The sequence below is a fragment of the Enterococcus sp. LJL51 genome, from assembly GCF_049894025.1.
Classification (GTDB): domain Bacteria; phylum Bacillota; class Bacilli; order Lactobacillales; family Enterococcaceae; genus Enterococcus_L.
In genome coordinates, this window is record NZ_JBNEQE010000006.1 from 14,953 (window position 1) to 33,224 (window position 18,272).

The 18,272-nt window shown below is 37.7% G+C and carries 12 protein-coding genes and 1 other annotated feature; of the genes, 11 read left to right on the forward strand and 1 reads right to left on the reverse strand.

Annotated features, from left to right (window positions below; translation table 11 throughout):
- Positions 1 to 562: 562 nt before the first annotated feature.
- The 7 genes from ACPWSO_RS07705 (at position 563) to ACPWSO_RS07735 (ending at position 11,958) form a co-directional block, all read left to right on the forward strand.
- A complete protein-coding gene (locus ACPWSO_RS07705; protein ID WP_426082317.1) occupies positions 563 to 2,290 on the forward strand; it encodes an ABC transporter ATP-binding protein in 1,728 nt (575 codons plus the stop codon).
- A 41-nt stretch (positions 2,291 to 2,331) separates the two neighbouring features.
- Positions 2,332 to 4,155: an ABC transporter ATP-binding protein gene (locus ACPWSO_RS07710; RefSeq protein WP_426082491.1), complete on the forward strand. Its 1,824-nt coding sequence runs from the start codon at positions 2,332 to 2,334 to the stop codon at positions 4,153 to 4,155.
- A 495-nt stretch (positions 4,156 to 4,650) separates the two neighbouring features.
- Positions 4,651 to 5,001, forward strand: a complete 351-nt coding sequence (locus ACPWSO_RS07715) for a DUF2200 domain-containing protein (protein WP_426082318.1) — start codon at positions 4,651 to 4,653, stop codon at positions 4,999 to 5,001.
- Positions 5,002 to 5,372: 371 nt separating this feature from the next.
- Complete coding sequence (locus ACPWSO_RS07720; protein ID WP_426082319.1) at positions 5,373 to 5,834, forward strand: phage tail protein; 462 nt, start codon at positions 5,373 to 5,375, stop codon at positions 5,832 to 5,834.
- A gap of 80 nt (positions 5,835 to 5,914) precedes the next feature.
- Positions 5,915 to 6,161, forward strand: a binding site (T-box leader).
- Positions 6,162 to 6,234: 73 nt separating this feature from the next.
- Positions 6,235 to 7,341, forward strand: a complete 1,107-nt coding sequence (locus tag ACPWSO_RS07725) for a 5-methyltetrahydropteroyltriglutamate--homocysteine S-methyltransferase (RefSeq protein ID WP_426082320.1) — start codon at positions 6,235 to 6,237, stop codon at positions 7,339 to 7,341.
- A 13-nt stretch (positions 7,342 to 7,354) separates the two neighbouring features.
- A complete protein-coding gene (locus ACPWSO_RS07730; protein WP_426082321.1) occupies positions 7,355 to 8,095 on the forward strand; it encodes a cyclase family protein in 741 nt (246 codons plus the stop codon).
- A gap of 230 nt (positions 8,096 to 8,325) precedes the next feature.
- Positions 8,326 to 11,958, forward strand: a complete 3,633-nt coding sequence (locus tag ACPWSO_RS07735; RefSeq protein ID WP_426082322.1) for an Ig-like domain-containing protein — start codon at positions 8,326 to 8,328, stop codon at positions 11,956 to 11,958.
- A gap of 148 nt (positions 11,959 to 12,106) precedes the next feature.
- Here ACPWSO_RS07735 and ACPWSO_RS07740 read toward each other — a convergent pair whose 3' ends face one another.
- The gene (locus ACPWSO_RS07740) at positions 12,107 to 12,634 is read right to left on the reverse strand and encodes a GNAT family N-acetyltransferase (RefSeq protein ID WP_426082323.1); all 528 of its coding nucleotides are present in this window, start codon (positions 12,632 to 12,634) and stop codon (positions 12,107 to 12,109) included.
- 556 nt (positions 12,635 to 13,190) lie between these two features.
- Here ACPWSO_RS07740 and ACPWSO_RS07745 point away from each other — a divergent pair.
- The 4 genes from ACPWSO_RS07745 (at position 13,191) to ACPWSO_RS07760 (ending at position 17,997) form a co-directional block, all read left to right on the forward strand.
- Positions 13,191 to 13,988, forward strand: a complete 798-nt coding sequence (locus ACPWSO_RS07745; RefSeq protein ID WP_426082324.1) for an ankyrin repeat domain-containing protein — start codon at positions 13,191 to 13,193, stop codon at positions 13,986 to 13,988.
- A 474-nt stretch (positions 13,989 to 14,462) separates the two neighbouring features.
- Entirely contained in the window at positions 14,463 to 14,963 is a 501-nt protein-coding gene (locus ACPWSO_RS07750) for an RNA polymerase sigma factor (protein ID WP_426082325.1), read from the forward strand.
- The gene (locus tag ACPWSO_RS07755; protein ID WP_426082327.1) at positions 14,960 to 15,565 is read left to right on the forward strand and encodes a hypothetical protein; all 606 of its coding nucleotides are present in this window, start codon (positions 14,960 to 14,962) and stop codon (positions 15,563 to 15,565) included. The genes ACPWSO_RS07750 and ACPWSO_RS07755 overlap by 4 nt, the downstream gene beginning before the upstream one ends.
- Positions 15,566 to 15,627: 62 nt before the next feature.
- Positions 15,628 to 17,997 (forward strand): transglutaminase domain-containing protein, encoded by a 2,370-nt coding sequence (locus ACPWSO_RS07760; protein WP_426082328.1) that lies wholly within the window; start codon positions 15,628 to 15,630, stop codon positions 17,995 to 17,997.
- Positions 17,998 to 18,272 lie beyond the last annotated feature (275 nt).

Here is an 18,272-nt window from a genome sequence, read left to right on the forward strand (position 1 = left end):
TAAGTTTGAGCACATTTGAAAAATGGAACTAACTAGAAAGTAGTTATAAGTTATGTAATTATTTTTCTAGCTTAGTATATAAAAGAATGTAAAGGGGGATTTACTGTGGGATTTGTTGATTACTGGATGTTGAATGCTTTCAATATGGTAGAAAAATGGAAACAAATTATGGCTACTTTAGGAAACCACTAAAATTTCGCTGTGACGAAAGTAAAAAGGAGGTGCACTTATGATTTCAGGAATTATTACTTGGATTGGCCTAGGATGGTCTGGTTTTTGGACAATGGTTTCAGGTGTTATTGGTATTTTCTCTTAATCCAAACCTGAGCAAAGAGCTTGAGGTTGTTTAATCTCAAGCTCTTTTAAAATAAAATATAAGTAGGAGGTACTAACATGATTTCAGGAATTATTACATGGATTGGTTTAGGCTGGTCTGGTCTGTTAACTATGTTAACTGGTATTATCGGAATTTTCTCTTAATCCAACCTTTAATAAAAGAGCTTGGGATTTTATAGATCCAAGCTCTTTTTCTATACCAATAAATAAAGAATAGTGGGGGAAAATGAAAAAAATAATAAGAAAATTATCGTTTGGTCCAACGATTTTGGCAATTGCTTTTATGATTATTCAGGTTTTTGCTGATTTATACTTGCCGACTTTAACATCAGATATAATCAATAAAGGCGTGGCAAAAGGAAACATCAATTATATATGGCAGACGGGATTTCTGATGGTTGGCTTTTCTTTATTTGGAATTATTGCTTCTTTGGGAAATACATATTTTGCAATAAAGGAATCTCAGAAACTTGGAAGAAATCTACGATCGGAGATTTTCAAAAAGGTAGAGTCTCTTTCTGTTAGTGCCTTTGACCAATTTGGAACAGCATCATTAATTACTCGAACAACTAATGATGTAACTCAAGTTCAAATGGTTGTACAGGTATTTTTATGCTTAATGATTAACGCACCAATCATGCTAATCGGTGCTAGTTTAATGGCGTATAACAAGGACCCTCAATTAACAAAAATTTTCTTTATAGTACTTCCGCTTATGGGGGGGCTTGTAGGTACTATTTTATATTTTGCGGTACCATTATTTAAAACTGTACAGAGAAAAATGGATCGTCTGAATCTAGTTTTTCGCGAAGGATTGACAGGTGTAAGAGTTATTCGCTCTTTTGTTAGAACAGACTATGAAGAACAACGATTTAAGGAGGCAAACAGAGGCTATACTGAGACTGCTATCAAAGTAAATACATTAATTAGCATAATGATTCCATTGATGACCATCATTATGAGTATAACCAGTATTCTTATTATGTGGTTCGGTGCTCATTATGTTGCGCAGCAAAAATTAGAGGTAGGTAATTTAATTGCATTTATGACGTATGCCATGCAAAGCTTGATGAGCTTTATTATGCTAGCAATGATTTTTATCATGGTTCCACGAGCACAGGCCTCCGCTGAACGAATTAATGAGATTTTAGAAGCTGAAGATGTTGTTTTAGATTCAAAAAATCTAGAAAAATTTCCTGATAATCAAGGTCAGGTTTCATTAATCTTTGACCATGTGAACTACTGCTACAAAGGAGCTGAAGATTCAGCATTGACTGATATTAGCTTTTCATTAGTTTCGGGTAATAGAATGGCAGTGATTGGTGGAACAGGTTCAGGTAAGACTACATTGGTTAGTTTAGCTCTTCGATTCTATGATAGTACATCAGGAGAGATCTGTATTAACGGTCAGAATATAGGCAGCGTAGCGCAGGAGGAGCTAAGACAGCGAATCAGTTTTGTTCCCCAAAAATCTGTTTTATTTTCTGGAACAATAAGAGAAAATATGCAATATGGTTATCCGAAGGCATCGGACGAAGAGATTTGGAAAGCTTTAAGAGTTGCACAAGCAGATAGTTTTGTTTCTGAATTAACCAATGGATTGGATACTTGGGTGGAACAAGGTGGAAATAATTTTTCAGGTGGGCAAAAACAACGGTTGGCAATTGCTCGTGCATTGATTAAACCTGCTGATATTTACATATTTGATGACTCATTTTCTGCACTTGATTTTAAAACAGATGCTAAGCTACGCGCAGCTTTAAAAATGGAACTCGTCAAAGCAGTTGTTATAATTGTTGCACAAAGAGTAAGTACTGTTATGGATGCTAGCGAAATATTGGTTTTGGACGAAGGAAAAATTGTAGGAAAAGGAAAACATGAAGAATTATACAGAAGTAATGAAACATATCGGGAAATCGTCCAATCTCAATTGGGAGAGGGGGAAGCTATGTGACTAAAGAACAACCTGTTTCTGCAGAAGAAAAACACAAACCTGTGAAGTCTGATCTTGCTGATAAAAAACCAAAGCATTTTAAAAGAACAATTATTCGTTTGATACGCTATATGAATAAGCGGCTGGTGCCGATTATAATTGTTTGGATACTAGCGGTTACAGCGGTTATTGTTCAAGTACAAATACCTAAAATCTTAGGTGGTGCAACGACTGAAATATACAAAGGAGTGACTGAGGGGGCTGTTCAAATGCAGCAGGGAAAATCAATCACTTCACTGCCAATTGATTTTAATAAGATACGTACGATTATTTTAATAGTATTGGTAATGTATTTTACTTCAGCTTTATTTAATTTTTTGCAGCAGTTTATCATGACTCGTGTTTCTCAACATACGGTCGCTGAAATGAGGCAGGAACTAAAATGCAAAATGGATAGACTGCCTATATCCTATTACGACAATCACAGCAATGGAGATCTTATGTCTCGAGCGATTAATGATATGGACAACATCGCGGGAATGTTTCAACAAAATCTGACTCAGCTGATTACAAATACAGTAACATTTATCGGTATATTATTCATGATGCTGACGATTAGCTGGCAATTAACTTTGATTGCTCTTGCGACAATTCCAATGAGTTTAATTATTATAATGATTATTGTGCCGAGATCACAGAAAAACTTTACTGGACAACAGAAAACACTTGGATTATTGAACAATCAGGTAGAAGAAAATTATGGTGCTCATCTTATCGTCAAGAGTTTTAATCATGAGAGAGCCAATCTTGAAGCTTTTAATGTTGAAAATGAAAAGCTCTATCAATTTGGCTGGAAGGCGCAGTTTGTTTCGGCGATTATTATGCCGTTGATGAATTTTACCAAAAATTTGGGATACGTTTTTGTAGCTGTTTTTGGTGGAATTAAGGTTGCGAGCGGCGATCTTAGTCTTGGTAATGTCCAGGCATTTTTACAATATACAAATCAGTTTTCGCAGCCGCTTACGCAGATAGCAAGTTTAATAAGCATGGTTCAATCAACGATTGCTTCAGCTGAACGGATATTCGAGATTTTTGATGAGGAAGAGATGGAAGATAAACCATCTGGTCTTTTGGGAGTGGAAAATGGTTCTTATAAGGTCCAATTCAGCCATGTAGCATTTGGCTATACACCTAGTGAATTATTAATGAAGGATTTTAGTCTGGATGTGACTCAGGGTGAAATGATTGCCATTGTGGGACCTACTGGAGCTGGAAAAACGACATTAATCAATTTGCTGGAGCGATTCTATGATATCTCGGGTGGAAGTATAAAATATGAAGGAGTCGACATTAGAGACTTTGATAGAGATGAGCTACGTTCAAAATTTTCTATGGTGCTTCAGGAAACATGGCTTTTTACAGGAACTATTTATGACAATATTAAATATGGCAATAATCAGGCATCCGAGGAGGAGATTTTTCAAGCAGCTAAAGCTGCATACGTAGATGAGTTTGTCCACATGCTCCCTGAAGGATATCAGACAATTTTAAATGAAGAGGCGAGTAACATTTCCCAAGGGCAACGGCAGCTGATTACAATTGCCCGAGCATTTCTTGCAAATCCGGAAGTGCTTATACTCGATGAAGCAACTTCAAGTGTAGACACAAGAACTGAAATTCTTATTCAGCAGGCAATGAAAAAGCTGTTAAAGAATAGAACAAGTTTTGTAGTAGCACATCGCTTGTCAACCATTCGAGATGCAGATAATATTGTTGTAATGAATCAAGGTGCGTTAGTAGAAACAGGAACACATCAGGTGCTGATGAACAGAAATGGCTTTTATGCAGAGCTTTATAATAGTCAGTTTTTAGATTCGGCAATATAATGTTACAGTTCGTATTAACCTGACTCGACCAGCTGAGCAACATCTGTGATAATGAAAGCTTCTCAGCATTGATGAGAAGTGCTAATCAGTATTCAGCAATATCGAGAGGCTGTTTGATTAAACATTAGTCATTGATAAATAGCTGATATGTATGTTTATAAGGGTTAAAGCTAGTTTCTTAAGGATTAAAATAATTAAATCAAGGCAAATTAAAGAGGCTGCAGCGTAAATAATGATGTGATTACTAAAAGCGGTATTTTTCGGGTACAGCTTTTGGCGATTACATCATTTCCTCTTAATCTGTTTAATATATGTATGGAAGTCTTAGTGTTATGGTATTGCTTAGGTTAAGTCCGGATTTAAGTTTAAATATAGCTTTGTAAGTATTTTTTTGAGATAATTAAGCTATCTTTTAATGAGCTCCTAAAAGATAAATTTTTATACTGCTTTATCTGCTTTTTAACCAGAGAAAAGATTGAAAAAAGGAGAATGTAAATGAAAAAACCAAAAATTTACACAATGATTTTTAGCAGTGTTTATCCGCTTTATATTGAAAAAGCTGAGAGGAAAGGACGTTTAAAAGAAGAAGTAGATGAGATTATATTCTGGTTAACTGGCTATGATGAGTCCGGATTGCAGAAGCAGCTGCTGAATGAAGTAGATTTTGAAACTTTTTTTAAAGAGGCTCCTCAAATGAATCCCAATGTGGGGCTTATAACTGGTGTAATCTGTGGCTACCGAGTTGAAGATATTGAAGATGAACTGATGCAGAAAGTTCGTTATTTGGATAAGCTGATAGATGAACTGGCAAAAGGAAAAAAGATGGAAAAGATACTAAGAAAATAAATATTTTTGATGCAATGAAAACTAAGGCAATGATTAGCAGCTTCATAATGACAATCGAACCAAACGCAAATGAAGCGGAGGTTCGATTTTTTTATAGCTTCGTAACTGTTTTTATAAAAAGCTACTTATGAAATTTTTACTTGAGCAAGAACAGATAAGTCTTTCAAAAAACATAAGTAATTGAACTCTAGTAATTTTCATTTTTTTAGGTGAAATTATCAGAGAATAGCAACGTATTTATCGGCAATATGGAGAGAGAAAGAATAGTATATTCTTTTAATAGAGTTTTCCTATCTGAAACTTAATAGTTGTAGCTAATAGAAGAAGGTGATTATAATAGGCTTACAAATGAAATGAAGAGAGGAGAAGAAATGTCATACAAGGTAGATTTTAAAGAAGTATCAACCATTGGTTTAGAGAGTTCTGATGTAGCAGAGGCATTGGCTGGTCTTCGGGCAAATGAAGCAAGATATTTCTGGAATAAGTATAAGCATGATTTTGTGACTGTTCCTGCTGAAGAAGAGTTGGAAACGCTGAAGTGGATTGAGAAAATTTTATTGGAGCGTGAGTTGAAATTTCCTTATAAGCCTCTGGAGGTCTCAGGTTTTGAAACAGAAGGGACTCGTTTCGCTTATGTTTTTTATGAAAATGGACTCGTAGTTAATGTTATGTACGGACTGGCTGAAGATGGAAAACGTGCTGTAGGATTTAAACTATCTGAAGGAATGGATGTACCAGCTGAATTAGCAGAAAAATTTAAGTTTGCCTATCAAAAATCAGCATTGGCAGGCGTTATTCGAGGTTCCTATTTTGTTATCAAAAGCAGCTATTGATTGTTCTGTTTCGATTAGGTGTAAAAAAACAGTTATTGACAAACGCTTTCTTTTTTTGCTATAGTAGATGAAACAAATATTAAAACACAATGAGAAAGAAAGTAAGATTAAATTCTTTTCCAACAGAGAGTCTCGAAAGCTGAAAAGAGATGTGAGGCGTTTAATTTGAAAATGGCTTTTATAGTGGATCTTCTGAATGAGTAGGGAGATACGGGTTTGTTCCGTTAGCAAATAACAGTTTCCAATAATGGTTGGGTACTGATTGAGGCGGTTATTTGTGAAAATACCGCGAATTAAGGTGGTAACACATAATACTATGTCCTTAGATATCTTTGATGATGTCTAAGGACTTTTTTATTTAAAAATAGACTAATATTTAGCAAAGAAGGAGAGAAAAGAAATGACAACAATACCATTTCGTTATGATCAGGTAGGTAGTTTACTACGTCCGCAAGCCTTGAAAGATGCACGAGAAAAATTTAAAGAGGGGATCATTTCTAAAAAGGAACTAACACAAATAGAAGACCAGGAAATTATTAAAGTTATTGAGAAACAAAAGAAAATTGGCTTGCAGGCTGTAACAGATGGAGAGTTTAGAAGAAGATGGTGGCATTTGGATTTTATTGCCGGATTAGCTGGAATTACTGTATATGATTTTGAAACGACAGCTTTTGGTATCACAACAGAAGCTCAAGGGACGTATGTCAGCGGTAAATTGGCTTTTGATAAGAATCATCCATTTTTAGAACATTTTAAATTTACTCAAAAGCACGCGGGTAAAATAATTGCCAAACAAACAATTCCAGGTCCCAATATGATTTATCTGGACTCCTTTATTCTATCTAAGCACTACCATGAAAATCCGGTATACAAAGAAAAATCTGAATTTATTAAAGATTTAATCTCAACGTATAAAGAAGTTGTTCAGTCTTTTTATGATGCGGGCTGCCGTTATCTTCAATTAGATGACACCAGCTGGGGTGGTTTGTTTGATGAACGTTTCCGCGGATTAATTCAACAAAACGGCTATGAGCCGGATGAGTTAATTCAGGAATTTGGAGATATTACTGAGGCAATTTTAGTAGATAAGCCTGCAGATATGGCAGTAACGTTCCATTTCTGCAAGGGCAATTTCCAGTCTCATTGGCTGTACAATGGTTCATATGATACGATTGCAGAACGTTTATTGAAAATAGAACAGTTTGACGGCTTCTTTTTGGAATTTGATGATGAACGCTCCGGCAGCTTTGATCCTTTGAAAAATATAAAGAATCAGAGAATTGTTTTAGGGCTTGTTACAACAAAAACGCCGGAACTAGAGGATAAAAAGCAGCTGATTGAAAGAATTAACGAGGCGTCCCGCTTTGTTTCGCTAAACCAGCTGTGCTTAAGCCCTCAATGTGGGTTTTCTTCTACACATGAAGGGAATAAAGTATCTGAGGATGATCAGTGGGCAAAGCTTCAATTAGTTGTGGAAACAGCCAAAGATGTTTGGCCGAATGAATAGAAGGGGCATTGATATGACAACCATCATAGAAAGTGTAGAATTTCTAAAAAACCAAAGATGGGTTGATTTAACTCATGAAGTATCTACAGAAATTCCTTATTTTTCGTCTTTTAAACCATTAACTGAAAAAACATTATTTACAGTTGAACAGGATGGATTTTTGGCAAAGGAATACAGTATTGTCTCGCAATACGGCACACATATTGATGCGCCTGTTCATTTTGCTTCAGGGAAACGATTTTTAGAAGACTTGACTTTAAAGGAATTGGTTTTGCCATTAATAGTGATTCATAAAGAAAAAGAAGTTTTTGAAAATCACGATTATGCACTTACGGTTGAAGATATTTTAGCATTTGAGGAGAGCTATGGAAAAATTCCTGAGGGAAGCTTTGTTGCTTTTGCCAGCGGCTGGTCACAACGATGGAACAATCATGAAGCGTTTTATAATCGGGATGAATTAGGTCAGGCACATACGCCTGGCTGGTCTCTGGAAGCCTTGAAGTTTCTTCATTTAAAGCGGAACCTACTGGCGATTGGCCACGAGACGCTGGATACGGATACCGCAGTCGACTGTACTCGGAATCAGGATATCGTTGGAGAAAGATATTGGCTGACGCAAAATAAATTTCAGGTAGAGGTTTTAACGAATCTTTCTGAAGTGCCAGCAACCGGCTCTGTCATTTTTCTTGGGGTTCCTAAGATTAAAGGAGCACCTGGCTTCACAATACGGGCAGTTGCTGTTGTACCTGACTAAACAAAAGAGAAAAGCTAGGGAAAGCAAGAATTATATTGTGCTTTTGCTAGTTTTTTTGTGCAGTTATTTTGCTAATATCTAAGCGGTAAAATAAATTTTTTTCATTATATTTTGTTTTGTATTTAAAATATGCAGTTTTTTTTATATAAACCATTGCTTTTCTTTTTTTTATATGAATATAATTATAAATGAAAGTGTTTTCTTTCAAATGAACTAAGGAGGAAAGTAAGATGAAAAAAAGATTATTTGGGACAGCCATTGTTGGGTTAACGATGGCAGCTGGTTTTAGCGGTTCGCAGGAAGCGGCAGCAGTTCCGTCATTAGAGGTTGAACAGACTTATGTTCAGCCGGATGGCACAGCGTTTGCAGCAACCCAGTATGGGGATGAGTTTTTTAACTATGTTGCAGGAGAAGATGGCAGCGTTTATGTAAAAAAGGCAGATGATTATTGGTATTATCAGGTGAATGGACTAAGTAGAAGCAGCGTGGAAGCAAAAGTTGGTATTGATTCTAAGCCTAGCGGAACAGTAAATAAAACAGAAGTAGTTAAACAAGGTAATGGAGCTGCTGAAAGACAGCAGTTTAGTGATACATTGATGACGCAACAGAACAAGGTGTTAAATAAGGAGCAGAATTTATTAGTAGTCCTCGTTGAATTTAATGATATAAAAATAAGTACGACAGAAGAGGAATGGCATCAAAAGATTTTTGGCTCGGATGGAAAAACCATGAAAAACTTTTTTTCAGAGCAGACAAATAAACGCATGGAAGTAAAGCCGGCAAAAGAGACGGCAGCGGTGAAAAATGGAATCTTGAAAGTTCAAATGGATCAGGAGCATCCCGACATGGGCAATGGATTTAATAGCTTTGAGCTGTCAGCAAATATTCTTCAGCGTATTAAGGATAAGATTGATTTTTCTATATATGATAGGGATAAGAACAACTATATAGAGCCGGATGAGCTGCATGTAATGTTCATTATCGCTGGATATGAACAAAGCTCAGGAAATCCGGGAAAATCGGTCTGGGGTCATAAAGGCTGGAGTAGTCATCTAACGACAGTCAATGGATTGAAATTTACTGATTTTACGATGTTTGGTGAAAAGATGAGATATAAAGATGAAGATGTTTCTTCATCAATTGGTGTAATTTGTCATGAATTTGGTCATGATATTGGCTTGCCGGATTTATATAACACGGAACAGATAAATGGAGCTGCCGATGGGTATGGTGTGGGAATTGTCAGTTTAATGGCTCAAGGTGCTTGGGGAGCGGACAGGACTTTTAACGGTATGTATTGGGAGACTGATTTCTGGGGAAGTTCACCGGTTGGCTTAGATGCTTATTCTAAAATACAGCTAGGAGTTCCGTTTGAATCATTAGATCGGACATTGTTTTATGAAAAGGATGTAAAAGCAGTTTCTGCTGCGGATCCGACTATTCTGAAATTACAAAGTATTAATCCAAATGAATACTTTTTAATCGAAAATCGGCAAATGAATGGATTTGACAGAGGAATGTTTCGTTATACTGAAAACATTCCGGGAGGTATTCTGGTTTATCGGGTAAATACAACCTTTGGACAGAATCACGGGATTGGCCGCCAGCTTGTAACTGTACTAGAAGCTGACGAGGGTGTGCTCGGTTACTCAAGATACAATGCAAATCAGTCGTTTGGAAGCAACCCATTTTATTATATCGGAAATACATTGGATGGCGGCGTACAGCCTGTCAAAATAAGTCAAGAAACAACTCCATCGACTCAATTAGCAGACGGTCAGTTTTTAGGCACTCAATTTGAAATTTTATCTGAACCTGCAATGGCGATGAAGGTTAGAATCGGAAGTGCAGCTCAGCCGCCGGTCTCAGTAACTGGGGTCACGTTAGCTCCTGAAAATCTGGAGTTATCTGTTGGAGGAAACCGTCAGTTTACCGCAACGGTTTCTCCAAGTAATGCCGCAAACAAAAAGGTCAGCTGGAGCAGCTCAAATACTGGAGTAGCAACTGTATCAAACACTGGTTTGGTCACTGCTAAAGCAGTAGGAAGTACAACTATTACAGTAATAACGGAAGATGGCAGGAAAACAGCATCAAGCACAGTAACTGTCACTGCGGGCTCAATTCCAGTACAAGAAATTACGTTAAACAAAACGAGCACTATCATGGAAAAAGGAAAAACATTTAGATTCACAGCAGCAATTAAACCAGCAGAGGCTTCCAATAAAGTAGTGGACTGGTTAAGCTCAGACAATAATGTGGCTACAGTTGGAACAGACGGTTTAGTTAAAGCCGTAAATAGTGGAACAGCCATTATTACAGCTACTTCAAAAGATGGTGGGAAAACAGCAGCTGCTGAAGTAGTAGTAGATGATCACGGGCAAATGTATGAAACAGCAACAGCAGTTGGTATTGGAACAGTTAATGGTACGCTGACTTACACAGGAGATCATGACTACTTCAAGTTTACAGCGCCGGAAGCAGGAAACTATATCTTTAAATCTGAAAGTGCCATTCATGTGCAGGGAGCACTTCATCGAGCACCAAGCTATGCAACATTAGGTGATGGTGATGTCCATAATCATGAGACAGATGGACAGTTTATGATTAAATGGAATTTTGCTAAAGGTGAAACCCTGTATCTATCTGTAATTCCTTGTAAGGGCAGCACGGGAGAATACAAGGTGAGTATTCAGCCAGAAACATTTGTAGAAAAGGTAACAGTCTCACCGGTTACCTTCAATTTGGAAAAGAAAGCGAAGCGTAAACTGACAGCAACTGTTTTGCCGGCTACAGCACCAAATAAAACTGTTCGTTGGACAAGCTCTGATGAAACAGTAGCCAAGGTGAGCGTAGACGGGATGGTCGAAGCTGTTAATGAAGGAAAGGCAGTTATTACCGCTACAAGTGAAGACGGTGGGAAGGCAGCTAGCTCAGAAGTGACGGTGGACGATCATGGGAACAACTATGAAACAGCAACAGTTGTTGCTGTAGGAACGGTTCAGGGAAACCTGCTGCACAGCGGAGATCATGATTATTTCAAATTTACCGCACCAAAAGCCGGGAAATATATTTTTTGGTCTGAAAGTGATAACCATGTTCAAGGAGCGATTCATCGAGCACCTAATTATACTCCTTTAGGTGCAGGGGACGTTCACAATCATGATACAGACGGACAATTCCGTATAGAATGGGATTTTGCTGAAGGAGAAACGCTATATCTGTCAGTTATTCCATGCAAAGGAAGTACAGGAGCATATAAAGTAACGATTCAGCCGGACAGCCTTGTGGATAGTGTAGCAATCTCACCAGCTTCTTTTAACTTGGAAAAGAAAGGGAAGCGCAAACTGACAGCAACGGTTCTGCCAAGTACAGTGCCTAATAAAAAAGTTCAGTGGACAAGCTCTGACGAAGCGGTAGCTAAGGTTAGCTCAGATGGTACCGTTGAAGCAGTCAGCGGCGGAAAAGCAATGATTACAGCAACAAGTGAAGACGGGGGAAGGAGGGCTCACTCGGAGGTAACAGTTGATGATCATGGACATACCTACGAAACAGCAACAACTATCGGTCTAGGTACAATAAAAGGTCAACTGCTTCATAGCGGGGATCATGACTACTTCCGATTTATAGCACCAGAAGCAGGAACATATGTCTTTAGTTCAGCAAGCAGTGTTCATGTTCAGGGAGCGATTCATCGAGCACCTAGTTATACTCCTTTAGGTGCAGGGGACGTTCACAATCATGGAGGAGATGGACAATTTGCAATTGAATGGGCATTCACTAAAGGTGAGACACTGTATCTATCTGTTATTCCATGTAAGGGAAGTACAGGTGAATATAGTGTAACGGTTCAACCGAAAAAATAGAGTATAGCAATCAAAAAAGTTGAAGCAGAATTAGTAGGCTAAAATGAACAAGAGAGAAGGGATGAAAATTGACTGTCAATTTTCATCCCTTCTCATTTAGTTTAAAAGAAGTACCTTCTAATTTTTAAGATTGAAATGTGAAAAATAGTTAAAGCGTGTATTCCAATTGTCGGTCGAAAGGTTCCCTGATAAGATGATTGGCAGAAACTTCAACTGCATCGGTACAGCCTAAATGGGAATAAAAAGCGTAGGTTTCTACAGCAGAGTGACTGGAAATGTAGAGCTTATTCGCTTTTTTTGTACGGGCAAATGCTGCTGCATGCTGGAATAAAAGCTGTCCGATATGCTGACCTCGATAATCCTCGGAAACATGAAGAGAAGAAAGCTCCAGATAATGGTTTTGAGAGCCAAAAAGCTGACCTTCTACACTAACAAAACCTTTTAGCTTGTCAGCATCAAATGCGCCAAGTACTACACCATTGTTTTCAATTGTCTGTTTTAAATAGAAGCAAAGTTGTTGGAACTCCTTTTCTTGCCATTCTTCAACAAAAGCAACAGGTTGAATTTGCCAGTTTTCATCTACCTTACGCCAACATTGTGTTACTTTCTGATGACGAATAAAATGGCTAAATAATTCAGGTTCGATGATTGTTTTTGCTAATTTTCTATACTCCAAAAGAAAAGCCCCCTATCTGTTCTTCTGCTAAAGAGTGCCCTGAGCGGCTCATTTTTTTATTATATCATAAGCCATGAGCAATAGACGTTATAGCTACAAAATGGTCTGCAGAATCCTCATAGCTTGTAATATTTAAGCAGCAGTTAATGCTGGAACATTAAGCGGATAAATTGACAATAAAATTTATTTATAGCTAAAATGGCAGGATAACAGAGATTGTGGTAAAAATATTCTAGCTCGAGAGTCTGGCAGGTACTGTTCAACATCAGCTTGTACCCTACTGTGTTTCACAGCAATATGAAGGACAATTCGAAAATTATTAAGAAACATTGCGAAGAAATTGAGAGATTGTGATTGATACCTACATAGAGCTGCTCGTATTTTTGGGACTATTCGGCTTATTTTCGAGAATTGCAACGTTTGGTATTTTAGTAAAGTGTTAAGTTCCTATAAGCTTCTTTACGTTTCTTTGTTCGTTTCAATCATGGAGGCACAAAAGTATCGATTATTTGGTTTTAGAGTCTGAGACACACTATTTTAGGGAAGCGGGGAAGGCATGAGAAAACAAAACAAATTAATAGTGGGGTTGCTGTTTCTAACCGTTGTTGCATTAGCTAGCTGTACAGAAAAACAGTCGATGACTTCAGGCGATAACTCGTCGGATCATTACTCAACACAAAGTTCTGCAGAGGAACTTGTTGAAACGACATTATCGAAAGTAGATCAACCTAGTTCAAGTAAGGAGGAGGAGACTATGCATTACGAAGCAGGAGCATTACTTCAAGCTGTAGCAGCTGGTGATTTAGAAAAGGTTCAACTGATTATTGGCGATTCTGACTACCAAATAGATGAAGTGAATGATAAAGAGGAAACCCCGTTATTGATTGCTGTTCATAACAATCAAATCGAAATAGCTGAAAAGTTAATGGCTGCCGGGGCTGATATCAATCAACAAGATGAAATTCAAGATAGCCCATATTTATATGCCGGAGCACAAGGTCGTACAGAGATTCTGAAATATATGCTTGAGAATGAGGAACCAAATCAAGCCGTTGTAAATAGATTCGGCGGCAATGCATTGATACCGGCTGCTGAGAAAGGGCATCTTGAAAATGTTAAGCTGCTGTTGGCAGATGGACGGTCGGCTATTAACCATCAAAATAATTATGGGTATACTGCATTGATCGAAGCTGTTGGCTTAAGAGATGGATCAGAAGTTTATCAGCAAATTGTTGCTGAATTATTAAAATATGGTGCAGATAAAAATTTAAGGGATAATTACGGAAAAACAGCTGCAGATTATGCATTCGCTTTGGGGTATACACAAATTCTAGATTTACTAAGAGAAGAGTAACAGTTAGCTGTTTTCTGTATGTCTTAACAGACGAAACAGCTGTTAAGAATCAAGTAAAAAGGTAGCTTATTTGATTTTAAATGAGCGTGCGTTCACCGGTTAGATGAAGTGCGTAAGAGTAGGCATAAAGAAATCTTCTATTCCTAAAAGCTGAATAAACAGCGATTCAAAAACTGCTGCTTCGGAAATAAGCCAGACTATACTGGAAATGTGTGTAGAGCCATTTTCGTATAGTCTGGCTTATTTCTTGTTGGTCTAGCCTTATTTTTTAGTAGCTAAATATGATTGGAAAATTAAGCAAGGGGTGGTTGAAACTGCTCAAAATTTCATATATTGTCAATGACGAATCTGGTATAATGAGTAATGATTTGTAATTATTCAAATAAAAAATAAAAAAATTGATAATAAGAAAAATATAGCTTTTAACATGTAACCTTTGAGGATGCTAAAAGGTATTTATTATGAGGAGGACCCATGGATAAGGAACAGATGGGAACACTGGATCCAGAAGAGCTGTTGGAAAAATATGCCGACATGGTCTACCGGATTGCTTTTGTGCAGATGAAGCAGGCCAGCGATGCTGAAGATGTATTTCAGGAAGTATTTTTACGGTTAGTTAAGTACAGTCATACCCTAAAGAATGAAGAACATGCGAAGCACTGGCTGATTCGAGTAACAATTAACTGTTGTAAAAAGCAGTTTGACAATGCTTGGAACAGAAAAGTAATTGGTATGGATGAGGAAATGCTGGACAGGGAGTATGTAGCTAAGGATGATGATCAGGAGAATTTGATGGAGGCCTGTCTATCGCTGCCAGAAGGGCAGCGGACAGTTGTACATTTATTTTATTTTGAAGGCTATTCGGTTCGGGAAATTAGTGAACTGCTGGGTCATTCTGAATCAGCAGTCAAAACAAGACTTTCCAGGGCACGAGATGCTCTGCGTTTAAAACTGAAAGGAGACTATCTGGAATGAAAAATGAATATAGAAAACAGTTTGAACAGATTAAGGCTCCCAAAAGTTTAATCGAAAAAACAAGACTTGAAATGAGAAAACTGGAGCAGGAACAAAGCAATGAAATAGATGAAGTTAATAACGTGAAGCAGCAGTCAGTTGAAGGAAAAATTTTAAAAAAGGATACAGAGTCTCACCACGAAAAGGAAAGAAAGAAACCAGCAATCTCTGTTGTTGTTCGATTAGGTGTTTTAGCAGCAGCTTTGTTGCTTGTGGTTGGCGGAGGCTATGGAATTTACCAATCTCAGAATAATCTATCGGTTGCCTCAATTGTCAGAGAATCAGATGGATCATTTGAAGCAGAACAAAATTTTGGTCAAGGAACAGGGCATAGTGAAAAAGATAATTTTGATATTAGTAAAGGCAGTAGTGAAAAGGTAATTCCACAATTTCTTAGGGAAACAAAGTCCAATAAAGTTCAAGGCATAGAGGTTTGGCTAGCCGAGGATGAAAATCACCTGTTTTATGCGGGCTATCAAAAAGAAGACCTGTACTACTATATCATTGGGAAAAATATTTCTAAAGAAGAGTTCATTACATTTGTTAAAGAGCGGCTGAAATAAAATCAAATTTATCGGTAACCTTTCCGGGAACTAAAAGGTATTACTGTTAGAAAGGTGAAAAAATGAAAAATAAGCTACTGGTAATGTTCGTTGGAATCATTTTTATACTGGGGGGATGTCAAAGTACACAAAAGAAAGCAGTAGATAAAGCTGGTACAGAAGTAAAAGCCGACAAGCTGGCCTCTGATGTGAAAAGCAAGTACGATGAGCGGGTCACCTACGCAGAAGAAAATCTGATGATTGAGCGTGATGAGTCAATCACAGTTGAATTGGCTTTTGATGTAGAGAAACTGGGCTATAAGAATGCGACAGAAATTGTAGAAATTTATCAGAATACAGATTTAACACAAAAAGTTTTGACGCAATATGAAATCAGTGAAAAGCTGGATGAAATTGTATTGAACCCGCCGCAATCAGCAGTTGGTGCTCTTTCCGCGTATTCAACAGAAATAAACAACCGTTCCTATGGCTATAAGAAAGATGATGCCTGGTTGTTTAAAAAAGAGAAGGACTGGGGAAATTTACAGAACTTGTATAAGGTTGTTTATGTCGATCTAGAGACTGGAGAGAAATTAAAGAAGCCTGAAGTGACGGTCATCTCTATTATTCATGAACTGGATCAAAAGATTCAGTTAAAAATGAAACTAAATGAACAAGGAGTGCCGGAATACTCATGGAACAAGGTTCCCGGTGCAGAATACTATCATCTCTTGCAGATGGATTATTCAAAAGAAAGAGGCTATTCCAGTGCTTTTGTTGTTGGAACATCGGAAGAAACAACCTTTGTTCAGGATAGTGTTACTCGTCTGCAAACTTTTTCAGTTTCTGAGGCGGGACGTCTTTCAGCAGCATCTATTGAGGAATATGGGGAGGGCGATGAACCCATTCCAAAAGAAACCTTTACAGATCAAAGGTTTATGGTTATTGCGGTAAGTAAAGAAGGAACTTCAGCGGTCAGTAATGGACTGAATCTAAAAGATATGGCAGCACGGATTCCGGCAATTCACGAGATGACTCTAAGTGATGATAGAGAAGGAAAGCGGAATGCTGAGACTATTGACGAGCTGCCTTCTTATCAATGGATAACAATGTGTGACGGGTATTTGGTACGACGTTTGGTTACTTATGATGTTGAAAAAACAGAGATTTTTAAGGAACATATACTGAGCTATGAAAAGCCGGATATGTCTGATGCTGTGGCAACTGGAACCATTGAACGACTATCCATACCATATACGATTGATGGCACAGGTTATACTGGTTTTGCCAGAGTTACTAATTTTGATAAAGAAAATTTTAAGAAGGATTTGTCAAAATTGGAAGAAAAACAGAGTCTTCTGCAGAAAAAAGCCGGGGCAAAAGAAGCCGATGTTGTTGGTGAACAGGAGGCTGAAAAATCGGAAAAAAAGCAGAAGGCCAGTAGCTCTGTCAGTAAAACAGAAGATAAGATTACCGCAAATAGTGCTCTTAGCGAGTATCTGGCAATCAACATGCTTTCCGGCAATCGAGTAATTGATTTAGAGAAATTTCCGGAGGCAGCGGTTCAGTCGCTTCTTTCGGATGCTTGGATGGAAGCTATCTATCAAAATCCGCTGATTTTAGGTGCAGATAGTGCAGCTGTTTCAAAAGATGGAAAAAGCTTGTTTGTGGAGTATAACATGGATATCGCTCAGATGAAAAAGCAGCAAAAGACTTTACGTTCTGAAGTTAAAAAGGTCATTGCAGAGATTATCACCGAGGATATGAGTGACTTGCAAAAGGAGTATGCAATCAACCAGTATCTATGCGATATTGCCGAGTACGATAACGCAGCGTTGGATAATGCTGCTGAAAATGAATTTTTAACTGTAGACGAAGCATTCAATGATTCATTTACGCCATATGGTGTGTTGATTAACAAAGTTGGCGTTTGCGCCAGTTATGCTGGAGCCTTCAAGCTATTAGCAGATGCCGCTGATTTAGAAGCGATTGTCGTAACAGGCTATCTAAATGGTGATTTGCCTCATGCCTGGAATAAGGTCAAGGTAAATGGTGAATGGAATGTTCTTGATGCTACGAATAATGATGATGAGTTGCTTGCGAATCCGTTATTAAACATATCCGGAAAGGCAGCCAGAAAGGTTCTTGTTGAAGACGACCGCTATGTGCTGGATAATTTTCTTACTAATTATGTGACAACTGAAGACGTTTCTGATAAAGAATTTTATCGTGTTGAGAACAGGTTCTATGAGGAAGAGAAAATTGCTGAGGAGTTGGCCCTAGCTCTACAGAAAGACAGTCGTACAGCGCTGCGGACCGTTTATGATTTAGACGATAAGGGGTTTAGTAGTATTACCAATAAGGTAATTGAAAAAACACAGAACGAAGAGATTCAAGGCTTTTACTGGATGGGCGTTATTTATATGGAGGACGGGAGTAAATCCGATAAGTAGACATTTAGTCTGTACAAGTAGAGCTGCTAGAAAAAAGTTGAGTAAAATAAAAAGGTTGAAAAAGGACGTTGAAGGAAAACAAAAGCCGATAAACTTGAAGGAGTCAAGAACATTGTGCTTTTGAAAAGGTGAAGGGAGACGAGTAAACAAAAATGTTTCATGTCTCTGAATTATGTTAAAACCCAAGTGAAAGAACAAATAAGAATTCAGTGAGTTAAATTAGGTCATTAATGGGAGTAAATGATCTGATTAAGAGGAACAGATATTCTTAACGA